This is a genomic window from Polaromonas potterensis (assembly GCF_033446725.1).
Classification (GTDB): Bacteria; Pseudomonadota; Gammaproteobacteria; order Burkholderiales; family Burkholderiaceae_C; genus Polaromonas.
On sequence record NZ_JAWQLX010000001.1, the window covers coordinates 529,550 to 554,614 of the forward strand.

Sequence of the window (25,065 nt, forward strand, 5' to 3'; positions counted from 1 at the left end):
ACGATGAACCTGCTCGCGCTGATCACCCAGGGCGACGCCGTGACCGGCCTGGTGGCGGTCTTGCTGCTGGTGATGTCGGTGGCCAGTTGGGTCGTGATTGTCTGGAAAGCCTGGCTGCTGCAGCGGGCGAGCGGCGATGTGGCGCGCAGCACGGCGGTGTTCTGGCAGTCCACAGCGATCGCCGATGCGCAGCAAAAAGTCGCCGCTTTCGACCGTGAAGCACTGGTTCTTCCCCTGATCACCGCCACCGACCTTCAAGTCACCGGCACGCTGGCCTCGGCCGGCGACAAATCCCAGCAGCTGACACGGGTGCTTCGCGATGCCCTGCATGCGGTGCTGAACAAGCTGCAGCATGGCCAGGTTCTGCTGGCCACCGTCGGCTCCACCGCACCCTTTGTTGGCCTGCTGGGCACGGTCTGGGGTATTTACCATGCACTGGTGGGTATTGCCGCCGCTGGCCAGATCACCATCGACAAGGTCTCGGGCCCGGTCGGCGAGGCCCTCATCATGACGGCCGCCGGCCTGGCGGTGGCGATCCCGGCCGTGCTGGCCTACAACATCTTTGGTCGCCGCATCAGCCGCATCGAAGCCGACCTCGAAGGGTTTGCGCGCGACCTGCGTGAATTACTGGCCCCCACGCTTGTCGCTTCGCTTACTGCGCTGCCCCCCGAGGGGGCTGGCCTTGCTTGGGGCGGCCCGGCGCTGCGGCCGGTGGCTCCGCCCCAGGATATCTGAAGAAGCCCTGATATGAGCTTTGGACGATTGGAACGTACCCCCGGCGCCCAGCCCATGAGCGAGATCAATGTCACGCCGCTGGTGGATGTGATGTTGGTGCTGGTGGTGATTTTTATCCTCACCGCGCCTTTGCTGGGCAGTTCCATCAAACTCGATTTGCCGAGAAGTGATGCAGCCCAGCCGAATGAAGCGCCCAAATACGTCACCCTGGTGGTCGACAAGGCCGGTCAGGCTTACTTGAACGACCAGGCGATGACGCCGGTCCAGCTGGCCCAGAGCCTGCAGCAAAGCGCAGCACGTAATCCCGACACCGAAGTCCAGTTGCGCGCCGATGAAAGCGTGCCTTACGGCAAAATCGTCGAGGTCATGGGTATGGCCCAAAAAGCCGGGCTGAACCGCATCGGTTTTGTCGCGGATGCCCCGAAAACCGCCGCAACCCCGGCCGCGCCCGTCCCGTCGCTGTCTCCCCCGTCTCCCGTTACCCGGCCCTGAGGGGGCTGTTGACCGGTCCGACCGGTCCAGCGCCTAAAATCCATGCAGTCGGCAGCATTGCGCTGCCTTGTTAATTTCTATTTTCCGTGCGCCATGCAAGACAAATACAACCATCTCGACGTTGAGCGCCATGCGCAAACCCACTGGACTGCCGCGGACGCTTACCGCGTGACCGAAGACACGTCCAAAAAGAAGTATTACGCCTGCTCCATGCTGCCTTACCCCAGCGGCAAGTTGCACATGGGCCATGTGCGCAACTACACCATCAACGACATGCTCACGCGTTACCTGCGCATGAAGGGTTACAACGTGCTGATGCCCATGGGTTGGGATGCGTTTGGCCTGCCGGCTGAAAATGCCGCGTTGAAAAACGGCGTGCCACCGGCACAGTGGACTTACGACAACATCGCCTACATGAAGAAGCAGATGAAGGCGATGGGGCTGGCGATCGACTGGAGCCGCGAGATCGCCACCTGCGACCCGAGTTATTACAAATGGAACCAGTGGTTGTTCCTGAAAATGCTGGACAAGGGCATCGCCTACCGCAAGACCCAGGTCGTCAACTGGGACCCGGTGGACCAGACCGTGCTGGCCAACGAGCAGGTGATCGACGGCAAGGGCTGGCGCACCGGTGCGGTGGTTGAAAAGCGCGAGATTCCCGGTTATTACCTGAAGATCACGGCCTACGCCGAAGAGCTGTTGGGCAGCGTCGCCGGCGGCCTGCCGGGCTGGCCGGAGCGTGTCAAGCTGATGCAGGAAAACTGGATTGGCAAAAGTGAAGGTGTGCGTTTTGCCTTCACCCACGACATCCAGGACAGTGCTGGTGCGCTGATCGGCGACGGGAAGATGTACGTCTTCACCACACGCGCCGACACCATCATGGGCGTGACCTTCTGCGCCGTGGCGCCCGAGCATCCGCTGGCGGTCCATGCCGCGTCCACCAACCCCCAGCTCGCCGCCTTCATCGAAGAATGCAAAGCCGGCGGCACCACTGAGGCCGAGCTGGCCACGCAGGAGAAAAAAGGCCAACCTACCGGTTTGCTGGTCACGCATCCGCTGACCGGCGAACAGGTCGAGGTCTGGGTCGGCAACTACGTGCTGATGAGTTATGGCGATGGTGCGGTCATGGGCGTTCCCGCGCATGACGAGCGCGATTTTGAATTCGCCAAAAAATACGGTCTGCCCATCAAACAGGTCACCGACGTCAAAGGCCAGGCCTATAACACCGAGGCCTGGGCCGACTGGTACGGCGACAAGCAGCAGGGCGTGGCGATCCATTCTGGCAAATACGATGGTCTGGGCTTCAAGGCCTGCGTCGATGCCGTGGCCGCCGACTTGGCCGCCAAGGGCCTGGGCGAGAAAAAAACCACCTGGCGCTTGCGCGACTGGGGCGTGAGCCGCCAGCGTTATTGGGGCACACCGATTCCCATCATCCATTGCGAGGAACACGGTGCCGTGCCGGTGCCGGAAAAAGACCTGCCCGTGGTCTTGCCGCAAGACTGCGTGCCCGATGGCTCGGGCAACCCGTTGCACAAACACGAAGGTTTTCACGCCGGTGTGGTTTGCCCGGTCTGCGGCAAGGCCGCGCGGCGCGAGACCGACACCATGGACACGTTTGTCGACTCGTCCTGGTACTTCATGCGTTATTGCGACCCGAAGAACGACGAAAAAATGGTGGCCGAAGGCGCCGACTACTGGATGCCCATGGACCAGTACATAGGCGGCATCGAACATGCGATTTTGCATTTGCTCTACGCACGTTTCTGGACCAAGGTGATGCGTGACCTGGACCTGGTCAAGGTCGACGAACCTTTCACCAAGCTGCTCACGCAAGGCATGGTGCTCAACCACATCTATTCGCGCAAGGGCGCCAAAGGCGGTGTCGAGTATTTCTGGCCGGCCGATGTGGACGACGTGCAGGACGAAAACGGCAAGGTCACAGGCGCCAAACTCCGCAAAGACGGGACTATGGTGAACTACGAAGGCGTAGGCACCATGAGCAAGTCTAAAAACAACGGGGTGGATCCGCAAGACCTGATCGAAAAATACGGCGCCGACACCGCACGCCTGTACACCATGTTCACCTCGCCGCCCGAGGCCACGCTGGAATGGAACGACGCCGGCGTCGAAGGCAGCTACCGCTTCCTGCGCCGGGTCTGGAATTTCGGCGTCAAGCTCGATACTATGAATTTGGGAGCTGGTGGCGCCCATCCTAAAAGGGCTGGGATCGTATTTGACAAGGAAACCCAGGCCTTGCGCCGGGAGGTGCACACCGTGCTCAAGCAGGTCGACTACGACTACCAGCGCATGCAGTACAACACCGTGGTGTCGGGCGGCATGAAGCTGCTGAACGCGCTGGAAGATTTCAAAGGCCAGACCTCCAGCGGCGCGGCCTTTGCCCTGCGTGAAGGCCTGGGCATTTTGTTGCGTTGCCTCTACCCGGCCACGCCGCATATGGCGCATGCCTTGTGGTCAGACCTGGGCTTTGCGACAGAATACGGCGACCTGCTGGATGCGCCCTGGCCCGAAGTCGATCCCGGCGCGCTGCAGCAGGACGAAATCGAACTGGTGTTGCAAATCAATGGCAAGCTGCGCGGTTCTGTCACCGTTCCCGCCGGCGCCGACAAAGCCGCGATCGAAGTGGCGGCCTTGGCCTCGGAGGCGTTTGTCAAACAAGCCGCCGGTGCCCCGGCCAAAAAAGTCATCGTGGTGCCAGGCCGGCTGGTCAACATCGTCATCTAAAAGGGATCACCATGCAGCGTCGCATTTTCTTGGTGGCCGCCGCGGCTTCGGCGGGTTTGAGCGCCTGCGGCTTTGCGCTGCGCAAGGCGCCCAACTACGCGTTCAAGACCTTGTTCAACGGCGCGCCCGAAAACTCGACGCTGGCGACCGAACTCACCCGCAACCTGGAGGCCAGCGGCACGGTGCGCGTGATCCGCGACCCGCGCCAGATCGACAAGGCGGATGTGATCTTTGACGTGTTGGGTGACCAGCGTGAAAAAACCGTGGTCGGCGTCAACGCCGTCGGCCAGGTGCGTGAGTTCCAGCTACGTACCCGTTTTCGCTTCCGGCTGCGCACGCTGGCCGGCAAACTGCTGATTCCTCCGGCCGAAATTGTGCTGCACCGCGACATCACCTTCAACGAGTCCGCCGTGCTGGCCAAGGAAACCGAAGAGGCGCTGCTGTACCGCGACATGCAGAGCGACATCGTCCAGCAGGTTCTACGCCGGCTGGCGGCGGTCAAGGAATTGTGAGCATGGCTTTTTGCGCAAGCCATGGCCGCCTGACGGACTGACCCACCATGGAGCCCGACCGCGCCGATCTCAAGCTGCTGGAGCTGCTCCAGCGCGACGGGCGCACCAGCGTGCAGGCGCTGTCGGAAGCGATCCACCTGTCGGCGCGCGCCACGCTCAACCGCGTGCGCCGGCTCGAAGCCGAAGGCTTGATCCAGGGCTACCGGGCCCTGGTCAACCGGACCGTGCTGGGTCAACAAGTGGTGGTTTTCGCCGAAATCGCGCTGAAAGACCAGCGCCAGGCCACGGTGCAGCGTTTTCAAACGTGCATGCTGGCCAGCCCCGAGGTGATTGCTTGTTACCAGATCAGCGGGCCGTATGACTACCTGGTGCGCATCTGCTGCCGTGACCTGGCGCGTTACCGCGAGTTGACCGATGGCTGGCTGGATGACGTCGGCCTGGGCATCGAAAAAATCGTGACCCATACCGAGTGGCAGACCCTCAAGGAATTTGGCGGCTTTCCTTTGCCGCCGGCCAAGGGCTGAGTTCCCTGACTGCCGTTCGGGCTGAGCCTGTCGAAGCCCGCTTCCGATTCGGAAGCCCAAGGCCCGCTGCACGTCCGCAAGCTGTATCCGCAGGGCCGCATTTTCACCACCGCCGAAGCGACACGCGTCTACAGTTGTCTCCAACAGGAGAGTCACCATGAACGCAAAAACTGTAGCAACTTCGCAAGACTTCATGCGGGCTGAGGCGAGCTTTTGTGCGCGCAACTATCATCCCGTGCCGGTGGTGGTGGACCATGCGCTGGACTGCCTGGTGTGGGACGTCGAAGGCCGCGAGTACCTGGACATGATGAGTGCCTACTCGGCCGTCAGCCATGGCCATCTGCATCCGCGGTTGGTGGCTGCGGCGCAGCGTCAACTGGCGCGGGTGGCGGTGACTTCGCGGGCTTACCACGGCACCACGCTCGGCCCTTTCCTGGAAAAACTGTGCCGCATCGCTGGCTTTGAGCGGGCGCTGCCGATGAACACCGGCGCCGAGGCGGTAGAAACCGCGATCAAGGCGGCGCGGCGCTGGGGCTACCGGGTCAAGGGTGTGCCGGACGGCCAAGCCGAGATTCTGGTGGCGCGTGGCAATTTTCATGGCCGCACCACCACCGTCATCAGCGCTTCCAGCGAGGCCGATTACCGCGCCGGTTTCGGGCCGTTCACACCGGGCTTCATTTTTTTTGATTTTGGCGACATGGCCAGTGTGCGCGCCGCTACCTCACCCAACACCTGTGCGGTGCTGGTCGAACCTATCCAGGGCGAGGCTGGCATTGTGTTGCCGCCTGCCGGCTTTTTTGCCGAACTGCGCGACTGGTGCACGCAGCAAGGCATGTTGCTGATCCTCGACGAAGTGCAGTCCGGCCTGGGCCGCACCGGCCGCTGGTTTGCGTTTGAGCACGAAGGCATCCGGCCCGATGCGCTGATCCTGGGCAAGGCCCTGGGCGGCGGGCTGCTGCCGGTCAGCGCCTTCCTGGCGGACCAGGCGGTGATGGATGTGTTCACGCCGGGCAGCCACGGCTCGACCTTTGGCGGCAATGCGCTGGCCGCCGCCGTCGGGCTGGAGGCCTTGCAGGTCTTGGAAGACGAAAACCTGGTGGCCCGCAGCGCGGCGCTGGGCCGGCATTTGCTGCAGCGCCTGGTCGCGGTGCAGGGGCTGGTTGCGCCGCTGGTACGTGCCGTGCGCGGCCGCGGCCTGTGGGTGGGGGTGGACATGGACCCGGCTTTTGCGGACGCGCGCGAAGTGGTTGAGCGCCTGGCCGCGCGCGGGGTCTTGTCCAAGGAAACCCACGAGACCGTGATCCGTTTTGCGCCACCGCTGACCATCAGCCGGGCGCAGATCGACACCGCGGTCGATGTATTTGCAGCGGTGCTGCTGGAGATGAAAGGGTATGTCACGCCGCATCCCGTCGCGGCCCTTCCGGACGTGGCCCCGGTCGCGGCCACGGCGCCGCAACTGCTGATGAGCCCGCCCGATTTTTTCGAGGTGAGTTACGCCATCAACCCCTGGATGGACCCGGACCAGTGGTCACTCGATGCCCACCGGCTGGCGCAGGACGCACGCAGCGGCTGGGCCGCGCTCAAGGCCTGTTATGAGGCGCTGGGTGCGCGGGTCGAGGTCAAGCCGGCGGTGCGCGGCTTGCCCGATCTGGTGTTCACCGCCAACTGCGCGGTCGTGCTGGACGGCAAGGTCTTGCTGGCGCGTTATCTCAAGCCCGAGCGGGCCGGTGAAGAAGCCCATGGCCGGCGCCTGTTTGAGCAACTGCGCCTGCGCGGCGAGGTGGATAGCTTGCATGCCATGCCGGCCGGCGTGTTTTTTGAAGGGGCGGGCGATGCGATTTTTGATGCCGGCCGCGGCATCATGTGGATGGGTTACGGTCAGCGCTCCAGCCTGGCGGCGCGTGACAGTGTGGAACAGGTGTTTGGTATTCCGACCTTGTCGCTGGAACTGGTGGATCCGCGTTTTTACCACCTGGACACCTGTTTTTGCCTGCTGTCGGGCGGCGAAGTTTTGTATTACCCGCCGGCCTTCAGTGAAGCCGGCCGGGCGCAGATACGGGCGGTGGCCGGCGATCAGTTGATAGAGGCCGGCAGCGACGATGCCTTGCACCTGGGCGTCAACTCAGTGTGTATAGGCCGCGATGTGGTCATGTGCCACTGCAGCGCGGTGACGCGACAGGCGCTGGAGGCGCGCGGCTACCACGTACACGTGGTGCCGCTGGGCGCCTTCAATCGCTCCGGCGGCGCGGCGTATTGCCTGACGCTGAGCTTGAACAATCTGTACCGGGGCCGCAGCGGGGCGGTCGGGCGGGTGTGGCCGCAGGCCGCGTAAACTTCAGGCCATGCAGCTTGCGCCTATCCAACTTCAGCAACACCTTCAGCGTGGCCTGAAACCCCTGTACACCCTGCATGGCGACGAGCCGCTGCTGGTGCAGGAGTTTGCCGATGCCTTGCGCACGGCGGCCCGTGCACAGGGTTACACCGAACGCACGGTGCACAGCGTGGCCGGCGCCCATTTTGACTGGAGCGAGGTGTTGGCCAGCGGCGGCTCCATGAGTCTGTTCGCCGACAAACAAATCATCGAAATCCGCATTCCCAGCGGCAAACCCGGCAAGGACGGCTCGACCGCTCTGCAGCAGATCGCTGAACGTTCGCAGGGCGACGACAGCACCTTGACCCTGGTGCTGCTGCCCCGGCTCGACAGCATGACCACCAAAGGCGCCTGGTTTGGCGCGCTGGAGAGTTTTGGCACCACCGTCAAGTTCGATCCGATCGACCGCCGCAGCCTGCCGGCCTGGATTGCCCAGCGCCTGCAGCAGCAGGGCCAGCGTGTGGCGGCCGGTGAAGAAGGCCAGCGCACCCTGCAGTTTTTTGCCGACCGCGTCGAAGGCAACCTGCTGGCCGCGCACCAGGAAATCCAGAAGCTCGGGCTGCTGTATCCCTCCCCGGAAGAAGCGGTGCTGAGTTTCGACCAGGTCGAAAACGCCGTGCTCAATGTCGCGCGTTACGACGTGTTCAAGCTGTCCGAAGCCGTGCTGGGCGGCCAGGCGCTGCGTGTGCAGCGCATGCTGGACGGTCTGCAATCCGAAGGGGAGTCCGAGGTGCTGGTGCATTGGGCGCTGGCCGAAGACATCCGCAGCCTGAAACGGGTGAAAGACGCCCTGAACGCCGGCCGGCCCATGCCCATGGCGCTGCGTGAAAACCGCGTCTGGGGCATCAAGGAAAAACTGTTTGAACGTGTGTTGCCCCAGATCGGCGATACCAGCCTGGCCAATTTGCTGCACGCCGCACACAAGGTGGACGGCATCGTCAAGGGCCTGAAACAGCCCGACTGGCCGCAGGATGGCTGGCAGGCGCTGCAGCGCCTGGCCGGTATGGTGTGTGAACAGTGCACGCCCAAGAGCCGGGTTCACTAAGCGAACGTGGGGGCTTGAGATTTTGGAGGAAAATGGAGGGATGAACGCGCCCGATTCCTCCTCCTCCCTGGCTGCCTGCAGCGAGCTCCCGGCCCTGATCCAGACCATGGGTTCCAAGGCAAAAGTGGCCTCAGCCCAGATGGCACGGGCGTCAACGGCTATCAAAAACAAAGCATTGTTGGGTCTGGCCGCCTTGCTGCGCAGCCAGCTTGCACCGCTGCAGGCGGCCAATGCCATCGATATCGCACGTGCCCAGGCCGCCGGCCTGGCCGCGCCGCTGGTGGACCGCTTGATCCTGAGTCCGAAAATTCTGGAAACCGTGGCCATCGGCTGCGAACAGTTGGCGGTCATGCCCGACGTGATTGGCGAAATCATCGGCATGAAACAGCAGCCCAGCGGCATACGCGTGGGCCAGATGCGGGTGCCCATAGGCGTGTTCGGCATGATTTACGAAAGCCGGCCCAACGTCACGATTGAAGCTGCGTCGCTGGCGATCAAAAGCGGCAACGCCTGTATTTTGCGTGGCGGCTCCGAAGCGATTGAATCCAACAAGGCCTTGGCCGCGCTGGTGCAGCAGGCGTTGCTGGAGGCCGGCCTGCCGGCCGATGCGGTGCAACTGGTGCCGACCACCGACCGCGAAGCCGTGGGCCTGTTGATCACGATGCCGCAATACGTGGACGTGATTATTCCGCGCGGCGGCAAGGGCTTGATCGAACGTATCAGCCGCGACGCCAAGGTGCCTGTCATCAAACACCTGGACGGCAATTGCCATGTCTATGTGGACGATCCCTGCGACATCGCCATGGCCGTGAGCGTGGCCGACAACGCGAAGACCAGCAAATACAGCCCCTGCAACGCCACCGAAGGCCTGCTGGTCGCGCGTGGTGTGGCCGCCGAGTTTTTGCCAAAAATCGCGGCCATTTATGCGGCCAAAGGTGTGGAAATGCGCTGTGATGAAGCGGCGACCCAGATTTTGCGCGCGCAGCCCGCGATTCAATCGGTCGCCAACATCGTTGCCGCGACCGAGCAGGACTGGTCCGAGGAATACCTGGCGCCCATCATTTCTATCCGCGTGGTGGCGGGGCTGGATGAGGCGATAACACACATCAACCAGTACTCCAGCCACCACACCGACGCCATCCTCACGCGTGACCACATGCATGCGCAGCGTTTTTTGCGTGAGGTGGATTCGGCCAGCGTCATGGTGAATGCGAGCACCCGCTTCGCCGATGGGTTCGAATACGGCCTGGGCGCCGAAATCGGCATCAGCACCGACAAGTTCCACGCTCGCGGGCCGGTCGGCATCGAAGGCCTGACCTCGCTCAAATACGTGGTGCTGGGCCAGGGCGAAGTCCGCCTCTGAGGGGACGCGGCGGCTGCCCATCCGGCCGGTTTCCGCCGCTTGTTGCCTCTTGTAACCGGGACGGCCATCCCAATATCCCTAAAATCCGGTCAAGATATAGCCGAAACATATAACAGCATCCTCAATTGAAAGTGGCCGCATGGTTCCGCACCTCATCACCGCCCTGAACGGCCCCATCAACGAGCTGGAGCAACGCATCCTGGACTTCACGCCGGCGATCGAGCGCTGGTTCCGCCTGGAGTGGATGGAGCACACGCCGCCGTTCTACAGTTCGGTCGATGTGCGTAACGCCGGTTTCAAGCTGGCACCGGTGGACACCAACCTCTATCCCGGCGGCTGGAACAACCTGACGCCCGAGATGCTGCCACTGGCGGTGCAGGCCGCGATGGCGGCGATTGAAAAAATCTGCCCCGAGGCACGCAACCTGCTGGTCGTGCCCGAGAGCCACACCCGCAACAGCTTTTACCTGGCCAATGTGCTGCAGCTCAAGCGCATTTTTCACCAGGCCGGGCTCAACGTGCGTTTTGGCTCGCTCGACCCGGAGATCAAGGCCCCCACCACCCTGAATCTGCCGACCGGCGAGCAGATCACCTTGGAGCCGCTGATCCGCACCGACAGGCGCCTGGGTCTGAAAAACTTCGACCCCTGCACCATTCTGCTGAACAACGACTTGTCGACCGGTATCCCCGGCATTCTGGAAGACCTCAACGAGCAATATCTGTTGCCGCCGCTGCATGCGGGCTGGTCGGTGCGGCGCAAGTCGCGTCACGCGCAGGCCTATGAAGAAGTGTCCAAACGCTTCGGCAAGCTGCTGGGTGTGGACCCCTGGCTGATCAACCCGATGTTTGCCAAATGTGGCGAAGTCAACATGGACCAAGGCGTGGGCATGGACTGCCTGACCAGCAACGTTGATGCGCTGTTGACCAAAATTCGTCGCAAATACAAGGAATACGGCATCAACGAGAAGCCTTTTGTCATCGTCAAGGCCGACAACGGCACGGATGGCAAAGGCATCATGACGGTGCGCGACGTGAAAGACCTGGACGCACTCAGCCCCCAGACCAAACTCAAGATGAGCACCACCAAGGACGGCCAGGCGCTGTCCGAAGTCATCATCCAGGAAGGGGTGCAGACCCACGAACGCATCAACGACGCGGTGGCCGAACCCGTGGTCTACATGATGGACCGTTATGTGGTGGGCGGTTTTTACCGCGTGCATGCCGACCGTGGCATCGACGAAAACCTCAACGCGCCGGGTTCAAGCTTTGTACCGCTGGCTTTTGCCGAAAGCGGCCGCCTGCCACAACCGGGCGAAAAACCCGGCTCCAGCGGCCCGAATCGCTTTTATATGTATGGCGTGATTGGCCGCCTGGCCATGTTGGCCGCCAGCTACGAGCTGGAAGCCACCGACCCGGACGCCGAGGTTTATGACTGAAAAAAGGCCCTTCGGGGCCTTTTTTACAAGCCTTTTTTGCCTCCAGCCCTTATTCCATGGGCGTAAGCAGCTATCAAAGTCGTAGCGACTGCCGCGCCGGCGTCGGCGCCCAGTTGTTGCACTGCAACACAAGGCTGGAATCTCGCATTTAGGTATCTCTCCCAACTTGCTTAGTGCGGGGCAAGGCGCAAAATAGCGTTCCTCCAGTTACCATTCCCGCCGCCAGGGGTCAGCTTCTGACCTCCGGCCTCCGCGGGAATTTTTTGTGTCAAGTAAAAAATCCTCTCTTGCGGCGCTGACCCTAGGCGCCATCGGTGTTGTCTACGGCGACATCGGCACCAGCGTCCTGTATGCCGTCAAGGAAGTCTTCGGCTCCGGGCATGTGGCGTTCACCCCCACCAATATCTACGGCATCCTGTCCATCTTTTTCTGGACGCTGACCGTGATTGTGTCGATCAAATACGTGGTGCTGGTGCTGCGTGCCGACAACAATGGCGAGGGCGGGCTGGTGGCCATGCTGGCGCTGGCCTCGCAGGCGGTGAAGGACAAACCCAAGCTGCGGCGGGTGTTGCTGGTCATCGGCATTTTCGGCACCTCGCTGTTTTATGGTGATGGCGTGATCACGCCGGCGATTTCGGTGCTGTCGGCGGTGGAGGGCCTGGAGGTTATCTCGCCGGCCTTCAAGCAATATGTGATTCCGGCCACGCTGGTGATTCTGTTTGCGCTGTTTGCCGTGCAAAAACGCGGCACCGCCGGCATCGGCAAGTTTTTCGGCCCCATCACCCTGGTCTGGTTTGGCGTGATAGCGCTGCTGGGCGTGATGCAAATCATCACCAACCCGGTCATCCTGAAGGCGATCAGCCCGCATTACGCCGTGTTGTTCATGTGGCACAACCCCGGCACCACCTTCATCATCCTGGGCGCCGTGGTTTTGTGTGTGACGGGCGCCGAGGCCTTGTATGCCGACCTCGGCCATTTCGGTAAAAAACCAATCCGCCTGGCCTGGTTCACAGTGGTCATGCCTTCGCTGACCCTCAACTATTTTGGCCAAGGCGCGCTGCTGCTGAACAACCCGGCGGCCGTCAAAAATCCGTTTTACATGATGGCGCCGGAATGGGCGCTGGTGCCGCTGGTGTTGCTGGCCACCATGGCCACGGTGATCGCGTCGCAAGCGCTGATCACCGGCGCCTTCAGCGTGACCAAACAGGTGATCCAGCTGGGTTACCTGCCGCGACTGAACATCCAGCACACCAGCGTGCACGACACCGGCCAGATCTACATGCCGCTGGTGAACTGGGGCCTGTTTGTCACCATCGTGCTGGCCGTGGTGATGTTCCGCTCGTCGAGCAACCTGGCGGCCGCCTACGGCATTGCCGTTTGCACCGACATGTTGATCACCACGATTCTGACCTTCTACGTGATTCGCCACGGCTGGAAATACCCGCTGTGGCTGTGTCTTGCCGCCACCGGTGTGTTTTTCGTGGTCGACTTCGCCTTTTTCGCTTCCAACCTGATGAAGCTGTTTGCTGGCGGCTGGTTCCCGCTGGCCATTGGCGGCGTCATCTTCACGCTGATGATGACCTGGAAACAGGGGCGAGCGCTGCTCAATGACAAGTTACGTGCCGATGCCATTGACCTGCCCAGTTTTCTGGAGGCGGTGTTTGTCAGCCCGCCGGCCCGCGTGGGCGGAACGGCGGTGTTTCTGACCGCCGAACCGGGCACGGTGCCGAACGCCTTGCTGCACAACCTCAAACACAACAAGGTGCTGCATGAGCAAAACCTGTTTGTCACGGTGCGCAGCCACGAGGTGCCCTGGATCGGCCTGGACAAGCGGCTGGCGATCGAAGCGCTGGGCCACAACTGCTGGCAGGTGGTGATTCACTACGGTTTCAAGAACGACCCCGATGTGCCCTCCGCCCTGGAGCAGATGCGCAACCGCGGCTGCGAGCTGGAACACATGAGCACCAGCTATTTCCTGTCGCGCGACGTGGTGGTGCCGACCATAGGCAGCGGCATGATGCCCTGGCGCGAAAAACTTTTTGCGCAGATGCACCACAACGCCAGCGGCGCGGCGGATTTTCTCAACCTGCCCAACAACTCGGTGGTGGAGTTGGGCAGCAAGATCGAGATTTGAGTTTTAGAGGTATTTTTGGGCTCTAGCCATTGCCGAATGGGCGTTGCTAGCTATTGAATTTGTAGCGAGTGAGGGGTGAAGAGTGGCCTGCAAGCGGGGCCGAGTTCCGGCCGGCCCCAAGCCGCCGCAACGCTCAAGTCGGCAAAGGCCCAGGTCCCAAGGTGAAATAAACCGTAGCGCCTTGCTCCAGCGCCGCCTTCACCCATACCCGTCCGCCGTGCCGCCCCACAATACGCTGCACGCTGACCAGCCCGACCCCCAGGCCGGGAAATTCCGACGCCGTGTGCAGGCGCTGGAAGATGCCAAACAGTTTGTCGGCCTGCTGCATCTCAAACCCGGCGCCGTTGTCGCGGAAGAAATACACGGTCTCGCCGTCCGGTCCGGGCTGGCTGCCCAGCGTGATGTCGGCGCTGTCTTTTTTCGCGCTGAACTTCCAGGCGTTGCCGGCCAGGTGTTTCACCAGTTGCCCAAGCAGGGCCGGGTCCCCGTGGACAACAAGGTCCGGCTGCACATCCAGACGCACCGTGCGCGCCACATCGGTCGCCTGCAAGGTGGCAAAAGCCGCTTGCGCCAAGGCACTCAGGTCGACCGTTTGTGGCGCCAGCTTGGCACGCAGCAGGCGCGAGACCGTCAGCAAGGCGGTGATCAATTCGTTCAGCTGCCCCACACCAAAACGGATACGCGCCAGGTAATGCTGGCTGCGCTCCGTTGTCCCCTTGGTCACCGAGGTTTCCAGCAAACGGCTGAAGCCGTCTATGGTGCTCAGCGGCGCACGCAAGTCATGGGAGACTGAATAAGAAAACGACTCCAGCGCCTGGTGCGCGGCGGCCACATCGGCGCTGCGCTGGCGCAACTGCTCTTCGAGTTCGGTTGTGATGCGCAGGATCTCCTGCGCCGCGGCGCGGTCGCCGCCTTCGCGCAGTTGTTGCAGCAGCGCCGCGATAGACGGCGTCACACCGGCGGAAGAGGGTTCTGTCGGGTGGGCCATGTCAGTCCTTGCACCCGCTTATCGCCGACGGCTGCTGCCGGCTTGTGCATATCCATACAAATTCCATCAGGGTCCTCTGGTCAGTGAGAAAATTGGTAACAACACAAGGCACGCGCCGTCTAACGGTCCCGCAGCGCACGCTGGAGCAAGTCAACACTGAGCGTGCACATACGCGCAGCAAAGGTTTTCAGGCTGTCAATGAACAACTCGGTCGCGGGTGAAAGCGTCCGGCCTTCCAGTTTGTAAACGCCAATCGGTAGTCGCGCAGACAGTTCCACCGGCAAAATTCGCAGATGGGAGGGCATGTTGCCGAACTGCAGCATCGACCCGTAGAGTACCGTAAGGAAACGGTTCGTCGAAAGCAATTCCTGGCGGACGAGGACGGACATGCTGGTGACAATGGATTCCGGCATAGCTGCCCCTTGATGCTCGAAAGCAGCGCGGAGTTGCCCGCTGACAGGCGTCTCCGGCATCGGGAGCACCCAGCGCTGGTTCGCCAGATCGGCCAGGGTGAGGCGGCGTCGCCGGGCCAGCGGATGATCGGCCCCCGCAACCACATACAGCGGGTCGTCGAACAGCCGTTCAAAAGACAATTCGCCATCCGGTCGAACCAGCGGTTCACGGCCGATGCCGATGTCGATCAAACGGCTCCTGACCTCCGTGGCCAGCCGTTCGGACTCCAGTTCGAGCAGCTTGTAGCGGATGCCCGGCCGCTCAAGGGCCATGCTGGCGACCGCATGCGACAAAAATCCGCCGCACATCGTGGGCGTTCCCCCCAGGCGAATTTCGCCGCCGCTTGAATCAGAGAGGACGTTGAGCTCTTCCACTCCGCGGCGCATCTCGTCAAAGACCGCAAGCGCTCGACGGATGAATACCCTGCCGTGCGGGGTGGGCTCGACACCACGGTTGGTGCGGTCGAACAAACGCACGCCCAGCGTCTCTTCCAGGTCAGCCAGGGCCTTCGATAACGCGGGTTGGCTCAGGCCCACGTCCTGCGCCGCCTTCAGGATGCTGCCGGCATGGGCGATGGCGGCCAACAGCCGGAGTTCCCGCAGCGTGACCCGCCGGACGACGGCATCGACAGACTTCATGCGCACTCCTTGTTGAAACCCTTTGGTTATAGCTGATGGATAAAAAACGATACACAACGGATACCCAGGATGCTACCGTCCAGCCTGTCATTCAGCCAAGGAATCCTCATGAAGAAGCCACTTGCGTTACTGGGTTTTGTTCTGGGCGCCATGCTGCAACCGGCGTCGGCACAAGAGATGCCGTCCGCGCAAGAAAAGCAGGGCGCGATACCCCACGAGCCCCTGCTCAGGCGTGTGCTACCCAATACGGCGAACCAGGAAGTGATGGTCTTCGAGGCGGAATATGCACCCGGCGGGATCAACCCCCGGCACGTTCACCCGGCCGCAATCACCTTCCATATCCTGTCAGGCACGGGTGTTTTTCAGGAGGACGGGAAGCCGCCCGTCACGCTGCGTGCCGGGGACAGCCTGTTCGTTCCGACCGGAACCATCCATGCGCACTGGAACCCGAGCACCACCGAAAATCTCCGCTTCGTGGAGTTCATCGTGGCCGAGAAGGACAAGGGGCGCTCCATTCCTCGACCCTTGAAGAAGTGAGGCGCCGCGGAACGCGCAAAGCTGGTTCAGCTCGCCGCCGCCCGCCCCAGGCGGTCCCGCACGCCGTCCCATTCCGTTGTCTCCGGCGGGTGTTCGATCCAGATCAGCTTGATGCCCTGGTTATCAAAATCGCGCAGCACCGCAAACAGTTGCTGGGCGGTCGCCAGCGCGTCGTCAGGCATGCGGCGGTAAAGCACCTTCGACGACTTGATACGCACGATGCTGCGGGCATAGACCGCGAGATGCGCGGCGTCGGCGCCTAACAAGTCCAGCGCCGCCTGGATGGCCGCGGCATCCATCAGGCGTACCTTGGCGTTGGGCGCGTAATGTGCTTCCAGCGTGCCGGAGGCGCGTGGGGCATCGCCTTCTTCTGCCAAGACTTCGTCCTTCGTCAACACCGGCTCGCCGCAAGCGGCCTCCAGCTGGTCGCGGGTCAACACGCCGGGGCGCAAGAGCACCGGACGGCCACGCGTGCAATCAACGATGCTGGACTCAATGCCGACCGTACACGGCCCGCCGTCCAGCACCAGCAACGCGTCGCCAAACTCGCCGGCCACATGTTGCGCCGTGGTCGGGCTGACGCGGCCAAAACGGTTGGCGCTGGGACCGGCCACACCGGTGTTGCAGGCTTTCAAAAAAGCCAGCGCCACCGGGTGCGCCGGGCAACGCAGGCCTACGGAGGCCTGGCCGCCGGCGGCCGCTGCAGCCACACCCGGCTTGCGCGGCAGGATCACGGTCAGCGGGCCGGGCCAGAAGGCCTTGATCAGGCTGGCCGCAAACGGTGGCACGCTGCTGGCGTAGTCATGGACCTGCGCGGCCTCGGCCACATGAACAATCAGCGGATGGTCTGAGGGACGACCCTTGGCGGCAAAAATGCCGGCGACCGCGGCATCGCTGGACGCATCGGCGCCCAGGCCATACACCGTCTCGGTCGGAAAACCGACCAGCCCACCGGCCTGGATGCAGCGGGCGGCGTCCGCAATAGCTTGGGGGTCGGTGCCGGGAAAAATCATCAGAGCGTCTCGAGGCCGGGCAGGCCCAGGATGGTCGCCGCCTGGCGCGCCACGGCTTGCACGCCCGCGATGTCGGCGCCGGTGATGGTAAGGTGGCCCATCTTGCGGCCGGCGCGCGCCTCCAGCTTGCCGTACAGGTGTAAATGCGTGCCGGGCAAGGCCAGCACGGCCTGCCAGTCGGGCGTGCGGGATTGGCCCGCGGCATCCAGCCACACATCACCCAATAAATTGAGCATGATGGCCGGCGAATGCTGGCGCGGCAGGGGCAGCGGCAAACCGGCCATGGCGTGCACCTGCAAATCAAACTGCGAGACATCGCAGGCGTCCAGCGTGTAGTGGCCGCTGTTGTGCGGACGCGGCGCCATTTCGTTGACCACCAGCGCGCCGTCCGTGCTGCCGTCATCGATCACAAAAAACTCGACACACAAGACACCGACGTAGCCGATGTGATTCGCTATTAATTTAGTAGCTTCTTGCGCCCGTTGCGCAAGGGCTGGAGGCATATTTCCTTCATAAGCCAGGGTCACCGCCAAAATGCCGTCCACATGCACGTTGTATTGCGGCGCAAAACCGACAATGTCGCCGTCCCAGCCGCGCGCCACGATGACCGAACATTCGGCCTTCAGCGGCAGCAACTTTTCCAGCACGCAAGGCACTTGTTTCAGGTCGGCCCAGGCGGCAGCGAGTTCGGCGGCGTTTTTGATACGGACCTGGCCCTTGCCGTCGTAACCCATGCGTGCGGTTTTCAGAATGCCGGGCAACAGATCGCCAGACACCGCCGCCAGCTGGGCAGGGGTTTCAATCACTGCATACGGCGCGCAAGTCACACCCGCCACGCCGGCGCTGGCCGTGAAGTGGGCTTTTTCCTCGATGCGGTTTTGCGCAATCGCCACCGCTGCCGCGCCGGGCGCCACTGGCCGGTTGGCCGCCAGCGCCAGCAGGGCTTGTGCCGGCACGTTTTCAAATTCGGTGGTGATGGCTGCGCACAAGTCCGCCAGTTGTATCAGGCCGGTGTCGTCGCCGTAAGCGGTCTGGATATGGTGGTGGCTGACCCGGCCGGCCGGGCTGTGTGGATCGGGGTCCAGCACGGCGGTGAAATAACCAAGTCGCTGCGCGGCGTGCACAAACATGCGGCCCAACTGGCCGCCGCCCATCACACCCAGGGTGGCGGGCTGGCCGGCGGCCGACACGGTGCCGGGGAACACGGCTTTCATAACGGCGGCAAGGTCATGGCACGCGCGGCAGCGGTTTGCTCCGCGCGGAAGGCCTGCAGCTTGTCGGCCAGGACGGGGTCGTGGCTGGCCAGCATGGCAACCGCAAACAAGGCCGCATTGGCCGCACCGGCATTGCCGATGGCAAAGGTGGCCACCGGCACACCTTTGGGCATTTGCACGATGCTGTGCAAGGAGTCCACGCCCTGCAGGTGGTTGCTGGCGACCGGCACACCCAGAATAGGCACGGCGGTTTTGGCGGCCAGCATGCCCGGCAGGTGGGCCGCGCCGCCGGCACCGGCGATGATGGCCCGCAAGCCGCGGCCGGCCGCCTGCTCGGCATAGGCAAACAACTCGTCGGGCATGCGGTGGGCCGACACCACGCGGGCTTCGTGCGCCACGCCGAACTGCTGGAGAATTTGCACGGCGTGTTGCATGGTGTTCCAGTCGCTGCTGGAGCCCATCACCACACCCACCAGGGGGCTGACCGGATTGTTGCTTGTCGTCATAGGGGGATCTTCAAGGTCTGAGGAGGTTTACGGGCCGGGCGCTTGCTGGCCCTGATTTTAAGGGTTCGCCCCAAGACCCGAAAATATCGAAAGATGAACCCGCCTCTTCGCGACCTTAGCCCGGGGCCCCTGACCTGTTGGTGACGTGCTATCGTCCATCCCGGCTTGCCCGCCGGTTGAAAACCATCGTCTCACCCCTACCTGTCCCGCATCATGATCGACGTCACCATACACAACTTTGAAGAGGAAGTCGTCGCGGCTTCCATGACCACCCCCGTGCTGATTGATTTCTGGGCGCCCTGGTGCGGGCCCTGCAAATCGCTGGGGCCGATTCTGGAAAAGGTCGAAGTGGCCTACGGCGGTCGTTTCAAGCTGGTCAAGATTGACTCCGACCAGGAGCAGCAATTGGGCGCCGCTTTCGGCATCAAGAGCATCCCGACCTGCATCCTGATGATCAACGGCCAGCCGGTGGACGGTTTTGCCGGTGCCTTGCCCGAGGGCAAGATCAAGGAGTTTCTCGACAAACACCTGCCGCCAGCCGACGAACTGCCGCCCGAGGAGGAGGCCGAAGCCCCGGAAGACCTGGACCCGGCCGCCCAGCTGGAAAAACTGCAGGAAGCGGTGGCCACCGACCCGGCCAACGACAACACGCGTTTTGACTACATACGCCTGCTGCTGCAACACGGCCAGGTGGACCACGCCCAAGCCGCGTTTGCGACTGTGGCCGACAAGGCCGCGGGGGTGCGCAAGTTCGAAGCCTTGCGGCACTGGTTCAACGCTATTGAAACAGGAGCTGCTCACGCAGATGTATCAAGGGCTAAAGCCGAATTTGATGCAAAACTGCTGGCTAACAAGCGGGATTTCGACACCCGTTACGCCCTGGCGCAACTCCACATGAGCCAGCAGCACTGGGTGCCGGCCATGGACGAGTTGCTGGAAATCCTGATGCGCGACAAATCCTGGAACGAGGAACTGGCACGCAAGACTTTTGTCTCGATTCTGGAAATCATCGAGCCGCCCAAGGTCAAGGTCGCCGACGGCCAGATTCCGCCGGACGACCCGACCGTGGCGACCTACCGCCGGCGTTTGAGCAGCGTGGTGCTGAGCTAAAGCCTGGGTTCAAGCCGCTGCAAGGTGTCCATCTTGCAGGCGAACGTCAACTCGGCTTGTCTGGCCTTATCCGCGAGCAACGCCCCGCCCGCTGCGACGCGGCTTGATCTGCGGCAGGGCCGGTGGGCGCGCACGCAGACGCTGATCGCATAAGTGCCGCCAGCCGGCACTGCCGTAACCCGCGACCAGGTCGTGGCCCATGGCCGGCCAGGCCGCGTCATCGGGCACCAGGCCCAGGTGCTGCACATAAAACTCGCCCGCGACCACAAATTGGCGGCGGTAGGGCAGCAGGAAGCGCCGGGACTCTTTGTGCAGGCAATCCAGCGCCAGGGCGTAATCGGCATACCAGTGGTTCAGAAAGGCCGAAGCTTCGGTCTCGCACCAGAAGTCCCCCATGTCGTCGCCGGCGCGCGCCTCGCCGCCCAGCACGCTCCGGGCCTGGTCCCACAAGGCGAAGCCGGCCTCGGCGGCAACGATGTTCAGGCAGTGCCGCAATTGCCAGGTGGGCGGTATCGCCCAGCGGCGTTTGTGGCTGATATGTTGCGCACGGGCCATGGCTTGCGGCTGGTCGGTTTCCAGGCCGTTCAACAACAAACGCGCGCGGGTTTTTATTTCGGTGATCGCGGCGTTCACGACAGCCAGCGGAGAAGGGGGAGAAAAAGACGGGGACAACATGACAAAGCTCCTGTTCGTTATTTTGGCTACCCCGCTATGGCCAAACGAAACATGTGCTTATCACATCAATCATGAAATGATGAACTCTAGGGTGAGAGCCTCTTGTGCGGGCAGGCGTCCCTAAACACCTGAGGCAAAAGTGTAGTGCATCTTCTGGGCGCGGGCCATCGGCGTGGCCCGCGGCCCATATCGACTCCTGGCTGGCTGGCTGGCAAGCCAGGGACGATAGGCCGCTATAAATTCAATAGCTGCTTGCGCCTGTGGTGTATGGGCTATCGCTCAATTTGTCTTGTATTTTTCGGAAGCACAAGCCGATTTTCCATGTTCGAGTCCCACGCCATCCAGGCTTCTTGCCGCAACGCAGGCCGATAATGGACTGCTTCCATGCTTCTTTCCTTCCTGCTCCAGCTCACCGCCCGGGAACGCACACGCCGCAGCAACCGGCAATTCGGCGGAATACTGGCGTTTGTGGCGGGAGCGATCAATGCCGGCGGGTTTTTGGCGGTACACCGCTACACCTCACACATGACGGGCATCGTGTCTGCCATCGCCGATGACCTGGTGGTGGGCAGCATCGCGCTGGCGCTGGCCGGCCTGGTGTCGCTGGCGGCGTTTATCGGCGGGGCCATCACCACCACGCTGCTGATCAGCTGGGCCCGGCGCCACGAGCTGCGCAGCAAATACGCGCTGGCCCTGCTGCTGGAAGCGGCGCTGCTGCTGATGTTCGGCCTGCTGGGCGCCAACCTGAGCTCACTCGCCAGCCTGCTGGTGCCCACGGCGGTGTTGCTGCTGTGTTTCATCATGGGCTTGCAAAACGCCATCGTCACCAAGATTTCAAACGCCGAGATCCGCACCACCCACATGACCGGCGTCATCACCGACCTGGGCATTGAACTGGGGCGGCTGATTTATTGGAACCACTCCAAAAAAGCCAATGACATCCAGATTGTCCGGGCCAACACCGACAAGTTGTTCATCCACGCCGCCCTGCTTGGCCTGTTTTTCTCAGGCGGCCTGGTCGGCGCCCTGGCCTTCCGGGCCATGGGTTTCAGCGCCACCTTGCCGCTCGCCTTGCTGCTGGTGGCCATGGCCTTGCCGTCGGTCGTGATCGATCTGCGCAGAATGGCGCGTTCACTGTGAAAGCCGCAACCGCCATGCCGGAAGTTGCAGGTCTGGACGCCCCGGCCTGCGGCGACTTCCTGTCGCTGCAATACGCCCAGCCTTTTGTGCATGAAGATGCGACCGGCAAGTCGCTGCATTTCACGTTGGGTGAGTTGCAAAGCCGCATGCTCAGACATCGGCCCTGGGACCTGGCGGTGGACTACACCCGGACCATGATGGGTTTTTTGTTGTTCCAGCCGGCGCCGGACCGCATTGGCATGATCGGGCTGGGCGGCGGCTCGCTGGCCAAATTCTGCTACCGGCAATTGCCCGCCAGCCACATGACGGTGCTGGAGATCAACCCGCATGTGCTGGCCTTGCGCCGGGAGTTTCAGGTGCCCGACGACGACGCGCGTTTCCAGGTCATCGCCGCCGACGGTGCGCTTTTTTTGCAGACCGAAACACCGGATTTTGATGTCTTGCTGGTCGACGGTTTCGACCACGAAGGGCAACCCGTCGCCTTGTGTTCACAAGGGTTTTATGACGACTGTTTTGTGGCCCTGAGAATCGACGGCGTGCTGGTGGTCAACCTGCATTACGACCACCCCGATTACCCGGTGCTGGCCGAACGTATCAGCCGCAGCTTCAGCGGCAACGTGGTCGAAGTCATCGCCGCCGAAAAAAGCAACAGCCTCGTGTTTGCGTCCAGGGGCAAGCCGATTTCACCGCGCCAAATGAACCTGGCACGCAGCCTGGCTGGCCTGCATGAAGAGGATGCCCGCCAACAACTCAAGGCGGAACTGGGGCGGGTGCTCTGGGAGATGAAAAACCTGGACCAAGAAAGCCTCTGATCACACGCCTGGGCTGACAGACAATAGCCATTCACGCCGGGGCTTCTTTTATCATGTCCTACCCCGCGTCAATCAATTCAAGGATCACCATGCCCACTTACCACGTCGAAATGATGGAAGGCCGCACCGTCGAGCAGAAGAAAAAACTGGTCGCGGAAATCACCCGTGTCAGCGTCGAAATCCTGGGCGGTGCGCCTGACTCCGTCGACATCATCATCACCGACATCAAGCGCGAAAACTGGTCCACAGGCGGCAAACTCTGGTCCGAGCCGCGCGACTGATGGTCCCCGGCGCCCCCGGCTTCACCCGCAGCCACCCGTGAGCAACCCCTCCACCCTGCCCGAGATGCGCGCGCTGTACGGCCCGCGTTATCGCTGGCTGCTGCTGCTCTCGGTGATGATAGGCACGATGGCTTCCATCATGTCCTCGACCATCGTCAACGTGGCGATTCCCGACATGAGCCACCACTTCACCCTGGGCCAGGGGCGGGCCCAGTGGGTGACCTCGGGTTTCATGGTGGCGATGACGGTGTCCATGTTGACCACGCCCTGGCTGCTGGCGCGATACGGCTACCGCCGCACCTATGTGGGTACCATGTTGCTGCTGCTGGTCGGCGGCATCGTCGGCGGTTTTGCCAACACCTTCACCCTGGTGCTGGGCGCCCGGGTGGCCGAAGGGCTGGCGGCCGGTGTGGTGCAGCCGATTCCGGCCATCATCATCATGCGGGCTTTCGAGCCGCACGAACAAGGCCGGGCCAGCGGCATTTTCGGCATGGGTGTGGTGCTGGCACCCGCCATCGGGCCCAGCATAGGCGGCGTGCTGGTCGACCTGTTTGGCTGGCGCTCCATCTTTTTCATGGTGGTGCCTTTTTGCCTGGCTTCCTTGTGGCTGGCCTACCGTTATGTGCCGGTCACGGCGCCGGGCGGCGCGGCGGCGAATCGCAATGGCGCGACATTGGACTGGCGTGGCCTGTTGCTGGGCGGCGCCGGCACCTTGTGTCTGCTCAACGGCATGGTGGCGCTGCATGAAGGCGCTGCGCTGCAGGCTGCGTCACTGCTGGCCGCCGCCGTGCTGGCGCTGCTGGTGTTTATCGCCTGGCAGCGGCGCATGGCCAAGACCGGGCGCGAGCCGCTGATGAACCTGGCGCTGTTTGGTTACCGGCCATTTGCGATGGGCAGCATCGTGGCGTTTATTTACGGCACGGCGCTGTTTGGCTCGACCTATTTGTTGCCGGTCTACATGCAGCTGGGTTTGGGGTTGTCGGCCTCGTATGTCGGCAGCATTTTGCTGCCCGCCGGTTTTGTGCTGGCCGTGACGATTGCCATGGTTGGCCGCCTGGCCGACCGCCAGCCCACCTGGCTGCTGGTGTGTATCGGGCTGGCGCTGCTGGCCCTGTCTTTTGCCCTGATGCTGACCGTGAACTTAAGCTCCGCGATCTGGTTGCTGGTGCTCTGGGCTATTTTGGGGCGTATCGGCCTGGGTTTTATCCTGCCTTCGCTCAACCTCGGCTCCCTGCGGCCGCTGAGTTCCAACCTGATTTCACAAGGCTCCAGCGCCATCAATTTTGTGCGCATGCTGGGCGGTGCGATCGGCGTCAGCCTGTGCGGCATCGTGCTTGAATGGCGGCTGACCGCCCACGGCGATTCCCTGAGCCAGACCGCCACCAGCCCGGCCCGGCTCGCCGCCTTCAACGAGTCCTTCATGTTGCTGGCCGCCCTGTGTACGCTGGCCTTGCTGGCGGCCTGGCGTTTGCGCGAACCCGCCCCCCGGAAAGTGGAGCCCTGAGCCATGTGCCAACTCTTAGGCATGAATTGCAACACGCCCACCGACGTGACCTTCAGCTTCACCGGATTTGCGCAGCGCGGCGGCAAGACCGACCACCACGCCGATGGCTGGGGCATTGCGTTTTTTGAAGGCGGTGAAGGGGCGGACTGCGACAAGGGCCTGCGCCATTTTGTCGACCACCAGTCTGCCAGCGAATCCCCGGTGGCCGAGCTGATACGCCGCTACCCGATCAAAAGCCGCAATGTGATCGCGCATATCCGCAAGGCCACCCAAGGCCGCGTGGCGCTGGAAAACTGCCACCCCTTTGTGCGCGAGTTGTGGGGCCGCTACTGGGTGTTTGCCCACAACGGCGATTTGAAAGATTTCAACCCGCGCCTGCACGGCAGCTTCCGGCCGGTCGGCAACACCGACAGCGAACGGGCATTTTGCTGGATCATGCAGGAGCTGGCCAAGTCCCACGCCGGCGTGCCCAGCATCGCGGAGTTGACCCTGACCCTGCGCGAACTGGCGGCCCACATCGCGTCACACGGCACCTTCAATTTTTTGCTGAGCAACGGCCTGGCGCTCTGGGCCCATGCCTCGACCCAGCTGTATTACGTGGAACGCAAACACCCGTTTTCGCACGCCACACTCAGCGACGAAGACCTGAGTGTCAATTTTGCCGAGCAAGCCGCGCCGGGCGACCGGGTCGCGGTGGTGGTGACGGCACCGCTGACCACCAACGAAGCCTGGCAGGCGTTTGCCCCCGGCGAGCTGAAGGTGTTTGAGGGTGGTGCCTTGCGCACCTGAATTGAATTGCTATAAATTCAGGAGCTGCTTGTGATTGCTGAATAAGGGCTGC

At 62.5% G+C, this 25,065-nt stretch carries 23 protein-coding genes; 17 read left to right on the top strand and 6 right to left on the bottom strand.

All coding sequences use genetic code 11. From position 1 onward, the window contains the following. Positions 1-3: 3 nt before the first annotated feature. The 10 genes from R6254_RS02545 to R6254_RS02590 all read left to right on the top strand — a co-directional run bounded on the left by R6254_RS02545 (position 4) and on the right by R6254_RS02590 (position 13,353). Complete coding sequence (locus R6254_RS02545) at positions 4-735, top strand: MotA/TolQ/ExbB proton channel family protein (RefSeq protein WP_318404154.1); 732 nt, start codon at positions 4-6, stop codon at positions 733-735. Positions 736-747: 12 nt separating this feature from the next. Next, positions 748-1,227, top strand: a complete 480-nt coding sequence (locus R6254_RS02550; RefSeq protein ID WP_318404156.1) for an ExbD/TolR family protein — start codon at positions 748-750, stop codon at positions 1,225-1,227. Between the two features lie 93 nt (positions 1,228-1,320). After that, entirely contained in the window at positions 1,321-3,969 is a 2,649-nt protein-coding gene (leuS, locus tag R6254_RS02555) for a leucine--tRNA ligase (RefSeq protein ID WP_318404158.1), read from the top strand. An 11-nt stretch (positions 3,970-3,980) separates the two neighbouring features. Further along, the gene (locus tag R6254_RS02560; RefSeq protein ID WP_318404160.1) at positions 3,981-4,481 is read left to right on the top strand and encodes an LPS-assembly lipoprotein LptE; all 501 of its coding nucleotides are present in this window, start codon (positions 3,981-3,983) and stop codon (positions 4,479-4,481) included. Between the two features lie 47 nt (positions 4,482-4,528). Next, complete coding sequence (locus R6254_RS02565) at positions 4,529-5,005, top strand: Lrp/AsnC family transcriptional regulator (protein WP_318404161.1); 477 nt, start codon at positions 4,529-4,531, stop codon at positions 5,003-5,005. Positions 5,006-5,162: 157 nt separating this feature from the next. Beyond that, on the top strand, positions 5,163-7,337 hold the full coding sequence (gene rocD, locus R6254_RS02570; RefSeq protein WP_318404162.1) for an ornithine--oxo-acid transaminase: 2,175 nt from the start codon (positions 5,163-5,165) through the stop codon (positions 7,335-7,337). 10 nt (positions 7,338-7,347) lie between these two features. Beyond that, entirely contained in the window at positions 7,348-8,421 is a 1,074-nt protein-coding gene (holA, locus tag R6254_RS02575; RefSeq protein ID WP_318404164.1) for a DNA polymerase III subunit delta, read from the top strand. A gap of 40 nt (positions 8,422-8,461) precedes the next feature. After that, positions 8,462-9,784, top strand: coding sequence for a glutamate-5-semialdehyde dehydrogenase (locus R6254_RS02580; RefSeq protein WP_318404165.1), 1,323 nt, complete (start codon positions 8,462-8,464; stop codon positions 9,782-9,784). Between the two features lie 139 nt (positions 9,785-9,923). Next, a complete protein-coding gene (gshA, locus tag R6254_RS02585; protein WP_318404166.1) occupies positions 9,924-11,219 on the top strand; it encodes a glutamate--cysteine ligase in 1,296 nt (431 codons plus the stop codon). Between the two features lie 265 nt (positions 11,220-11,484). Continuing rightward, positions 11,485-13,353, top strand: a complete 1,869-nt coding sequence (locus tag R6254_RS02590) for a potassium transporter Kup (protein WP_318404168.1) — start codon at positions 11,485-11,487, stop codon at positions 13,351-13,353. Between the two features lie 133 nt (positions 13,354-13,486). Here the strand turns inward: R6254_RS02590 and R6254_RS02595 are convergent, their stop codons facing one another. Together R6254_RS02595 and R6254_RS02600 are read right to left on the bottom strand one after the other, a co-directional pair. Then, on the bottom strand, positions 13,487-14,341 hold the full coding sequence (locus tag R6254_RS02595) for a sensor histidine kinase (protein ID WP_318404169.1): 855 nt from the start codon (positions 14,339-14,341) through the stop codon (positions 13,487-13,489). A gap of 119 nt (positions 14,342-14,460) precedes the next feature. Next, positions 14,461-15,432 (bottom strand): LysR family transcriptional regulator, encoded by a 972-nt coding sequence (locus R6254_RS02600; RefSeq protein ID WP_318404170.1) that lies wholly within the window; start codon positions 15,430-15,432, stop codon positions 14,461-14,463. 108 nt (positions 15,433-15,540) lie between these two features. Here R6254_RS02600 and R6254_RS02605 point away from each other — a divergent pair, with 108 nt between their 5' ends. After that, positions 15,541-15,969 (top strand): cupin domain-containing protein, encoded by a 429-nt coding sequence (locus tag R6254_RS02605; protein ID WP_318404171.1) that lies wholly within the window; start codon positions 15,541-15,543, stop codon positions 15,967-15,969. 26 nt (positions 15,970-15,995) lie between these two features. Here R6254_RS02605 and R6254_RS02610 read toward each other — a convergent pair whose 3' ends face one another. Genes R6254_RS02610 through purE form a run of 3 tightly spaced genes read right to left on the bottom strand, consistent with a single transcriptional unit; the run spans position 15,996 to position 18,702 of the window. Then, positions 15,996-16,982, bottom strand: coding sequence for an L-threonylcarbamoyladenylate synthase (locus R6254_RS02610; protein WP_318404173.1), 987 nt, complete (start codon positions 16,980-16,982; stop codon positions 15,996-15,998). Further along, a complete protein-coding gene (locus R6254_RS02615) occupies positions 16,982-18,196 on the bottom strand; it encodes a 5-(carboxyamino)imidazole ribonucleotide synthase (RefSeq protein WP_318404175.1) in 1,215 nt (404 codons plus the stop codon). Before R6254_RS02615 ends, R6254_RS02610 begins: the two co-directional genes overlap by 1 nt. Continuing rightward, positions 18,193-18,702 carry a 5-(carboxyamino)imidazole ribonucleotide mutase gene (purE, locus tag R6254_RS02620; protein WP_318404176.1) on the bottom strand — a complete coding sequence of 170 codons (510 nt, stop codon included), beginning with the start codon at positions 18,700-18,702 and terminating at the stop codon, positions 18,193-18,195. The genes R6254_RS02615 and purE overlap by 4 nt, the downstream gene beginning before the upstream one ends. 213 nt (positions 18,703-18,915) lie before the next feature. Between purE and trxA the strand changes: the two genes are divergently transcribed. Further along, positions 18,916-19,812 carry a thioredoxin gene (trxA, locus tag R6254_RS02625; protein ID WP_318404177.1) on the top strand — a complete coding sequence of 299 codons (897 nt, stop codon included), beginning with the start codon at positions 18,916-18,918 and terminating at the stop codon, positions 19,810-19,812. A gap of 66 nt (positions 19,813-19,878) precedes the next feature. On the opposite strand, the gene R6254_RS02630 is transcribed toward trxA, so the two are convergent. Continuing rightward, the gene (locus R6254_RS02630) at positions 19,879-20,487 is read right to left on the bottom strand and encodes a hypothetical protein (RefSeq protein WP_318404179.1); all 609 of its coding nucleotides are present in this window, start codon (positions 20,485-20,487) and stop codon (positions 19,879-19,881) included. A 384-nt stretch (positions 20,488-20,871) separates the two neighbouring features. Here R6254_RS02630 and R6254_RS02635 point away from each other — a divergent pair, with 384 nt between their 5' ends. From R6254_RS02635 to R6254_RS02655, 5 genes are all read left to right on the top strand, one after another. Next, a complete protein-coding gene (locus R6254_RS02635; protein WP_318404181.1) occupies positions 20,872-21,627 on the top strand; it encodes a YoaK family protein in 756 nt (251 codons plus the stop codon). Continuing rightward, entirely contained in the window at positions 21,624-22,439 is an 816-nt protein-coding gene (locus R6254_RS02640; protein ID WP_318404183.1) for a spermine/spermidine synthase domain-containing protein, read from the top strand. Before R6254_RS02635 ends, R6254_RS02640 begins: the two co-directional genes overlap by 4 nt. A gap of 89 nt (positions 22,440-22,528) precedes the next feature. Beyond that, the gene (locus tag R6254_RS02645) at positions 22,529-22,720 is read left to right on the top strand and encodes a 4-oxalocrotonate tautomerase (RefSeq protein WP_318404185.1); all 192 of its coding nucleotides are present in this window, start codon (positions 22,529-22,531) and stop codon (positions 22,718-22,720) included. Between the two features lie 37 nt (positions 22,721-22,757). Further along, the gene (locus R6254_RS02650) at positions 22,758-24,224 is read left to right on the top strand and encodes an MFS transporter (protein WP_412103089.1); all 1,467 of its coding nucleotides are present in this window, start codon (positions 22,758-22,760) and stop codon (positions 24,222-24,224) included. Between the two features lie 3 nt (positions 24,225-24,227). Further along, positions 24,228-25,013 carry a class II glutamine amidotransferase gene (locus R6254_RS02655; RefSeq protein WP_318404187.1) on the top strand — a complete coding sequence of 262 codons (786 nt, stop codon included), beginning with the start codon at positions 24,228-24,230 and terminating at the stop codon, positions 25,011-25,013. Positions 25,014-25,065 lie beyond the last annotated feature (52 nt).

Excerpts from the sequence above, each read along its gene's own strand:
- R6254_RS02605 (WP_318404171.1), top strand. The coding sequence starts at position 15,541 with ATGAAGAAGCCACTTGCGTTACTGGGTTTTGTTCTGGGCGCCATGCTG.
- R6254_RS02565 (WP_318404161.1), top strand. The coding sequence starts at position 4,529 with ATGGAGCCCGACCGCGCCGATCTCAAGCTGCTGGAGCTGCTCCAGCGC.
- R6254_RS02630 (WP_318404179.1), bottom strand. The coding sequence starts at position 20,487 with ATGTTGTCCCCGTCTTTTTCTCCCCCTTCTCCGCTGGCTGTCGTGAAC.
- R6254_RS02560 (WP_318404160.1), top strand. The coding sequence starts at position 3,981 with ATGCAGCGTCGCATTTTCTTGGTGGCCGCCGCGGCTTCGGCGGGTTTG.
- R6254_RS02545 (WP_318404154.1), top strand. The coding sequence starts at position 4 with ATGAACCTGCTCGCGCTGATCACCCAGGGCGACGCCGTGACCGGCCTG.
- R6254_RS02580 (WP_318404165.1), top strand. The coding sequence starts at position 8,462 with ATGAACGCGCCCGATTCCTCCTCCTCCCTGGCTGCCTGCAGCGAGCTC.
- gshA (WP_318404166.1), top strand. The coding sequence starts at position 9,924 with ATGGTTCCGCACCTCATCACCGCCCTGAACGGCCCCATCAACGAGCTG.
- holA (WP_318404164.1), top strand. The coding sequence starts at position 7,348 with ATGCAGCTTGCGCCTATCCAACTTCAGCAACACCTTCAGCGTGGCCTG.
- R6254_RS02600 (WP_318404170.1), bottom strand. The coding sequence starts at position 15,432 with ATGAAGTCTGTCGATGCCGTCGTCCGGCGGGTCACGCTGCGGGAACTC.
- R6254_RS02610 (WP_318404173.1), bottom strand. The coding sequence starts at position 16,982 with ATGATTTTTCCCGGCACCGACCCCCAAGCTATTGCGGACGCCGCCCGC.
- R6254_RS02645 (WP_318404185.1), top strand. The coding sequence starts at position 22,529 with ATGCCCACTTACCACGTCGAAATGATGGAAGGCCGCACCGTCGAGCAG.
- trxA (WP_318404177.1), top strand. The coding sequence starts at position 18,916 with ATGATCGACGTCACCATACACAACTTTGAAGAGGAAGTCGTCGCGGCT.
- R6254_RS02635 (WP_318404181.1), top strand. The coding sequence starts at position 20,872 with ATGCTTCTTTCCTTCCTGCTCCAGCTCACCGCCCGGGAACGCACACGC.
- R6254_RS02655 (WP_318404187.1), top strand. The coding sequence starts at position 24,228 with ATGTGCCAACTCTTAGGCATGAATTGCAACACGCCCACCGACGTGACC.
- R6254_RS02595 (WP_318404169.1), bottom strand. The coding sequence starts at position 14,341 with ATGGCCCACCCGACAGAACCCTCTTCCGCCGGTGTGACGCCGTCTATC.
- R6254_RS02550 (WP_318404156.1), top strand. The coding sequence starts at position 748 with ATGAGCTTTGGACGATTGGAACGTACCCCCGGCGCCCAGCCCATGAGC.
- rocD (WP_318404162.1), top strand. The coding sequence starts at position 5,163 with ATGAACGCAAAAACTGTAGCAACTTCGCAAGACTTCATGCGGGCTGAG.
- purE (WP_318404176.1), bottom strand. The coding sequence starts at position 18,702 with ATGACGACAAGCAACAATCCGGTCAGCCCCCTGGTGGGTGTGGTGATG.
- R6254_RS02615 (WP_318404175.1), bottom strand. The coding sequence starts at position 18,196 with ATGAAAGCCGTGTTCCCCGGCACCGTGTCGGCCGCCGGCCAGCCCGCC.
- leuS (WP_318404158.1), top strand. The coding sequence starts at position 1,321 with ATGCAAGACAAATACAACCATCTCGACGTTGAGCGCCATGCGCAAACC.